We start from the raw sequence: 6,436 nt of genomic DNA, 5'->3' as shown, positions 1-6,436 counted from the left end.
AGTTCATTAATTTCTGCTTGTTTCTGCTTGACTTTTTATTTGCAGACTATTTTTACAGTTTTCCGCATACTATCAATCAACAAGACAATTTGCAGGTAAACGTATATGAAACATATCCGATGTTATCGGAAACTTTTCCTGACCGCTCTGTTTCTCGTTGTCTCTTACTTCGTCGGCATCGGAGCAGGAAAACTCACGGAGCAGATGAACGCCAGGGAAACTGCCTCTTCCGCTTCAGAAAACTGGGGACTTGGGTTCCAGGAAAAGGGCTCTCCTCCTGTGGGGAATGCTTCTTCAGACGAACTCTGGAACTATCATGCATCTTTTCTTGACGATACAGATGAAAAAGTCATTTATCTTACTTTCGACTGCGGATTTGAAAATGGAAACACAAAAGCTATTCTGGATGCTTTGAAAAAACACGAAGCACCGGCTGCTTTCTTTATTGTGGGGACCTACCTGGAAAGCGCTCCCGATATGGTAAAACGCATGGTCGACGAAGGTCATATTGTAGCCAACCATACATATCATCATCCAAATATGTCTTCCATTTCCTCAAAGGAAGATTTCCTGAAAGAATTAAAAAGCGTCGAAAACTTTTTTAAAGAGACGACGGGGCAAGAGATGCCCCATTACTACCGACCGCCTCAGGGGAAGTACAGCCTGCAAAATCTGAAAATGGCTGACAGTCTTGGCTACTATACCTTTTTCTGGAGTCTTGCCTACGTAGACTGGTATCAGGATCAACAACCTTCAAAAGAGGAAGCATTTGAAAAGCTCCTCGGACGGATTCACCCGGGGGCTATCGTGCTTCTCCACAATACTTCCAGCACGAACGCCCAGATTTTAGATGAACTTCTGACAAAATGGGAGGAAATGGGATACCGCTTTGCTTCCCTGGAAGATCTGCTTTCCAAAAAACAGGATGCCTAATCGGTGTCCTGTTTTGGAAAAACAGAACTCTTCTCTGCTTTCTCTGTTGCCCGTCCTCTGTCCCTGTGTTATACTGACATCATACTTTTCATATCATTTCTTGGCGAGGACTATTATACCCTTTTTGTTCCTCGATTCCAACTGTTTTTTCCTGCATTTGTACAGTCTCCCCCCTACAATCGCTGTTCAAGACACAAAACGCGGGGGTGCGCTTACGTCATCCCCCGCATCAGTATTCTAATATCAGATTTTCTCAAAATCTGCCGCTCCATGTTTGCATATTGGACAGATAAAGTCATCCGGAAGCACTTCTCCTTCATAAATATATCCACAAATCTTACATCTCCACCCCGCTTTTTTCTCCGGCATTGGAGCATTTTTGATATTGGACTGATAGTAGGCGTATGTGGCTGACGGCTCATCGGAAAGCACCTCTGCGTCCGTCACATCTGCGATAAACATCGTGTGAGTTCCTAGATCCACAGTCTGTACAACCTTTGCTGAAAGCCATGCATTCGTCCCTTCTGTGACAGCCAAAAGTCCGTTTTCTGTCCTCTTGGCCGCCTGAAAATCAGCAAACTTATCTACTGTTTTTCCACTCTGGAACCCAAAATGCCGGAACAGGCCGAAAGATGCCTTCTCTGATATCACAGACACATTGAATACACCTGTCCTCATGATCATCCCGTGTGTGTAATTCTCTTTATGTACTGTGAGGGAAATTCTGTTTGGTGTGGAAGTGACCTGCCCTGCTGTGTTTGTTATGCAGCCGTTGTCCTTTTCTCCTTCCTTTGCTGTCACTACAAATAAACCGTAAGTTAATTTATACATTGCTTTCTTATCCATTCTTTTTTTCCTCCTAAAACAGATGCTGCCGTTTGCATGGATCAGATCGTTGGATCTGTCGGATCCCAATTCTGATTTGCCGGAATCTTTGCATAGACTGGTTTCCCAAGCGGACCTGGGCTGGATTCATTATAGATAATGACCTTTGTTCCGGATTTGCAGTAATCGTAAATCCATTTTGCGTCTCCTGCCCTCAGGCGGATACAGCCGCTGGACGCCCATGTTCCAAGCTTGTTGTACTGATTTGGCATCATAGTCCGATTGTTGAAATCTGTATACGGAAGTGAGTGGAACAGGATATGTCCTGTAATCCTTGTACACCACTGTCCTTTTGCTCCATAGAGTGTATGCCACCGATATTTGTCTGATGTACTGAAAGTGCCGGTCGGTGTACCGGATCCAGGGGAGCAAGCAAATGCCACAACCGGAATGATATAGCCATTGCTGCCGTCGTTTGCGTAAACTGTCACACAACTTTGCGCTTTGTTGATCTTGATGACATAGGAAGACTGGGCCCCGATCACATTTCTGATATCAGTCTGTTTCACATTGTTCACATAATAAAATTTGTATCCATTCTCATAGTACCATCCCGCTTTTCCTTTACGGAATGCATTTGATGTGGAACCTGGTGCATGGGAACCTTTTGGAAGCAAACGGATCTCAAAAGCTTCCATGCGATATCCATACTGAGACGTCCCAGCTGACTCCCCGTTTTTTGCCCAGCCAAGCCAGCCGAACTGCTGGACATGGTCGCGGTAATAAATATCGTAATACTTTGCCATTTCTCCTGTCAGACGAATCTCGATAGCTTCCAGGCGCTTATTCTCTCCTGTAGTGCCGCTCGTGGCTCCATTTTTTACCCAGGACTGCCAGCCGATCCCCTGGACATGGGATCGGTACTCGATATCCCCTGCATACTTCTGTCTGTTAAGCCGGATTTCAAGAGCTTCCATTCTCTTGCTCTCTCCGAACGTTCCGCTTGCGGCTCCATCAGCAGACCAACCAAGCCAGCCATATTTCTGAACATGAGCACGATAGAGTGTCGGAGGATACTTACATGCCTCCCCGCCTGTCCCCGGTGCTGCCCCGCCTTTTTCCACAAGACGGATTTCCAATGCTTCCATCCGATATGAATATTCCTGAGTTCCCGCAGGTTCCCCGTTTTTTGCCCAGCCAAGCCAGCCGAACTGCTGGACATGGGCGCGATAATAAATATCGTAATACTCTGCCATCGCACCCGTCAAACGGATCTCTATAGCTTCCAGACGTTTATTTTCTCCGACTGTTCCGCTTGTCGCACCATTCTGTACCCAGGACTGCCAGCCGATTCCCTGGACATGAGATCGGTACTCGACAGATCCTTCATATTTCTGATGATTCAGAGAAAGAGAAAATGCCTCCAGCCTTCTGCTTTGCCCGAGCGTTCCGCTTGTATCCCCATCTTTTACAACAGGCTGCCAGCCAATTCCCTGAACGTGGGTTCTGTATAGCAGCGGCGGATATTTGCACGGTTCTGTAGTCTCTCCAGGTGCTTCCTGATTTTTCTCTACCAGACAGATTTCCAACGCTTCCATTCGGTAAGAATACTGTTCTGACCCTGCTGTCTGTCCGTTCTTGGCCCAGTCAAGCCAGCCGAAATTCTGCACGTGCGCACGGTAATAAATATCATATTGCTGTTCCAGGTCGCCTGTCAAACGGATTTCAATAGCCTCCAGACGTTTGCTCTCTTGCATCGTCCCGCTGATTGCTCCGTTTTTTACCCAATTTTGCCATCCATACGTCTGTACATGAGTACGGTATTCCACATCTCCTGATATTCCAGTGTCATTCAGCTTGATACGGATTGCTTCTAAACGTTTGGACTGTTCTGTTGTTCCGCTTGTTACACCGTCTTGTACCCAATCCTGCCATCCATATGTTTGTACATGTACCTGATACTCCACATGTGTCTCTGTCTCCTCAGGCACTTCTGGCGTTTCTTCTGGTGTCTCCGGCGTTTCCGGACTCTCTTCCGGTACTTCCGGCGTCTCCTCCGGTACTTCCGGTGTCTCTTCCGGTACTTCCGGCGTCTCCTCCGGTACTTCCGGCGTCTCTTCCGGTACTTCCGGTGTCTCCGAGATTATGTTACCGGTCTGGGTTTCATTTGCTGCCGTATTTTCCGCTGTGTCTGCCGCATAGACAGGAACAGATGTACTTACCAGCATTATCCCCAAAAGAGCCGCAGCAACTTTTTTCAGAAATTTTACTTTTTTCATAGCTTCCTCCCTTCTCAATTTTGTTAAAAATTGCTTTTCTATTTTAATTATATCGTAGATTACCCTTTATTTCCAATCCAATCTTACAATTTCCCGACAAAAATCTGATTTTCGTTCCATTTCGGAACATAATTTCAGTGAAATTTTCTGATTTTATTTTTCATTTTTCTTAGTTTTCCATTATTTACCACATTACTCCATTTAATATACCGCTATATGGTAGCAATTCAAGAATTGAAATGCAATTATTTGATAGCATAATAAAGAGGTGACTTTATGCAATTTCAACGATTGGAACATTTACGAATTGACAATGATAAGACCCAGGCGGATATTGCACGCTACCTGGGATGTCATAGGGAAGTTTACCGCAGATATGAAAAAGGTGTCAGGCAGATCCCTATCGATTTTTTAATCCGTCTTTCGGAATTATATCACGTAAGTATCGACTATCTGGTCGGTATTACAGATCAGAAAAAACCATACCCCAGAAACAAGTAGTTTTGCTTTGTATCTGAGGTATGGTTTTTTTGTAAGATGATATGCGCTCCTATACTTTTCTATCCAAAAGATAATTTTCCAGAGCTTTCATATCTACCATTTTTAAAGTCATATCCGCTTTTGGATCATCTTCTTCCGGAGAAAGGTTGGAGTGGATATACACTGTGTCAAAACCGGCTTTCTTCGCCCCTGCAATATCACAGATCCCGTCATTCCCGATCATGACAGCCGTATCTTTCGAAATGGAATATCTGTCCAAAAGCATCTGAAAAAATCCAGCTTCCGGTTTTTTTATTCCTGCTTCTGAAGAAATTAATATCCCGTCAAAACAGTCATAAATACCCAGCGCCTTCATCTCCGGCTCGACAAAAATCTTCTGCGCGTTTGACAAAAGATATAGCTTTTTTCCTTCTTTTCTAAGGCTTTGCAGCATTTCTTTTGTTCCTTCGTAAAGCCGGATATACTCTGTTGACATGGCACGGAAAAACTGTGCTGTATGAATAACCAGATCACTGCCAGGGACAATACCTTTTTCCTGGTAGCATCGTGCGAAGACTTCTTCGATCTGAATTTCCGGAAATGCCTCATGGCTGTCTTGTCTGAGAGATTTCCCTGGCATCTGCAGCTCTTTGACTATTTTGCAATACAGGTCATGCAGCTCTTTGGATGTATATACCGCCCCTTGATACCCCAAAAACAAAGAAAGGGACTCCCATATTTCTTCCTTTTCTTCCTCTGTGTGAATATCGATCAGTGTCCCGTACAAATCAAATATACATGTCTCGCACATGTTCTTCCTCCCTTTACCGAATCAAAAACACATAGATTGCGTCTGCTGCAAGCAAGACCGCCAACGTGTAGAAACATATATTTCGCACTTTTGCTCCCATGGCACGTACTGCCTTTTCAAACAATGGCTGCAGCAAATACAGAAAAACCATGCCCCCAATCCCAAAACGGATGCTTGGATTTAAAGCGATCCTTCCTTCAAAATTAAACGCAAACCGTGTGTAGTCCCACAGCCATTCTCCTCTTGTAAATTCCATGATATAGCTGGCTGCCAGCTCGACTGCCGTTGTGATCACAACGATACCGACAAATACAAGTACCGGAGTCACATTGATCCCTGCAAGCCGGATTTTCTTTTTCTTCAGACCGTCCAGTGCAAAAATCAAAAGCAGTGCCCCGAATCCGTAGATGACACAATAAGGTCCAAAAAGGACACCCCGATTGGAAAATCCCCACCTGTATACGACCACTTCCAAAAACACTTCATAACACCATCCAATGACGGAGTAAAATATAAAATACAAAAAATATTCTTTCGCTTTATTCATCTCACTTCTCATACTTTCTAATCTTTTATCAAAAATTGTTTCATCTGTCTCTGACACTTGATACAGACCATTTTATCCGGATATTTTCTTTTAACGGTTTCAAATATCCGGCGTCGCCTACGGACTCTTCCATCCCACAGAATCCATTTTACAAATTCTATATCTATCTTTTCCGGGCACCCTTTCGTCATGGACTTTCTCGTCTTTCCTCGCCAGGTTACATATCTTTTCAGTGCCCGCAGCAGACAGGTTCCCCTTCCAAAAGCAAGAAACACGATCCTGTCAGCATCTTTCATTCTTCTGTCCCAGCATATCTTGCTATAATTTCCGTCAATGACCCAGCTGTCATGCTGATCCAGAAAATCTGATACGATCTTCCTTTCTTCTTCTGCCGGCCTCTCCTTCCATCCTGGAAGCCAGTGGACTTTGTCAAGAAACAATATCGGCAGTTGTCTCTTCTTCCCGATATATTCGGTCAGTGTCGACTTTCCACATCCACTGTATCCTATCACAGCAATCTTCATTTTGTTATCCTCTCTTTTTCATCTGCATCCATCTTCT

7 protein-coding genes are annotated in these 6,436 nt (G+C 44.4%); 2 read left to right on the top strand and 5 right to left on the bottom strand.

The genetic code is table 11. The features are described 5' to 3' along the window. Window positions 1-105 precede the first annotated feature (105 nt). The gene (locus tag ACLROL_RS01445; protein WP_413067207.1) at window positions 106-933 is read left to right on the top strand and encodes a polysaccharide deacetylase family protein; all 828 of its coding nucleotides are present in this window, start codon (window positions 106-108) and stop codon (window positions 931-933) included. Window positions 934-1,176: 243 nt separating this feature from the next. Here ACLROL_RS01445 and ACLROL_RS01440 read toward each other — a convergent pair whose 3' ends face one another. After that, window positions 1,177-1,779, bottom strand: coding sequence for a flavin reductase (locus ACLROL_RS01440; protein ID WP_087212951.1), 603 nt, complete (start codon window positions 1,777-1,779; stop codon window positions 1,177-1,179). Window positions 1,780-1,820: 41 nt separating this feature from the next. Beyond that, on the bottom strand, window positions 1,821-4,037 hold the full coding sequence (locus ACLROL_RS01435; RefSeq protein WP_413067206.1) for a L,D-transpeptidase family protein: 2,217 nt from the start codon (window positions 4,035-4,037) through the stop codon (window positions 1,821-1,823). Between the two features lie 276 nt (window positions 4,038-4,313). On the opposite strand from ACLROL_RS01435, the gene ACLROL_RS01430 reads away from it, so the two are divergent. Beyond that, entirely contained in the window at window positions 4,314-4,538 is a 225-nt protein-coding gene (locus ACLROL_RS01430) for a helix-turn-helix domain-containing protein (RefSeq protein WP_087200355.1), read from the top strand. 49 nt (window positions 4,539-4,587) lie between these two features. Here the strand turns inward: ACLROL_RS01430 and ACLROL_RS01425 are convergent, their stop codons facing one another. From ACLROL_RS01425 to ACLROL_RS01415, 3 genes are read right to left on the bottom strand one after another with little or no spacing between them, the layout of a single operon-like run. Continuing rightward, window positions 4,588-5,328, bottom strand: coding sequence for an HAD family hydrolase (locus tag ACLROL_RS01425; RefSeq protein ID WP_413067205.1), 741 nt, complete (start codon window positions 5,326-5,328; stop codon window positions 4,588-4,590). Between the two features lie 13 nt (window positions 5,329-5,341). Next, entirely contained in the window at window positions 5,342-5,875 is a 534-nt protein-coding gene (locus ACLROL_RS01420; RefSeq protein ID WP_158095383.1) for a putative ABC transporter permease, read from the bottom strand. 17 nt (window positions 5,876-5,892) lie between these two features. Further along, window positions 5,893-6,399, bottom strand: a complete 507-nt coding sequence (locus ACLROL_RS01415; RefSeq protein ID WP_413067204.1) for a DNA topology modulation protein FlaR — start codon at window positions 6,397-6,399, stop codon at window positions 5,893-5,895. Window positions 6,400-6,436: the final 37 nt, after the last annotated feature.

The sequence above is a fragment of the Sellimonas sp. genome (genome assembly GCF_047234585.1).
Lineage (GTDB): Bacteria > Bacillota > Clostridia > Lachnospirales > Lachnospiraceae > Sellimonas > Sellimonas caecigallum.
The sequence above is the reverse complement of the archived record's forward strand: the minus strand, read 5'-3'. Positions and strand labels throughout refer to the sequence as shown.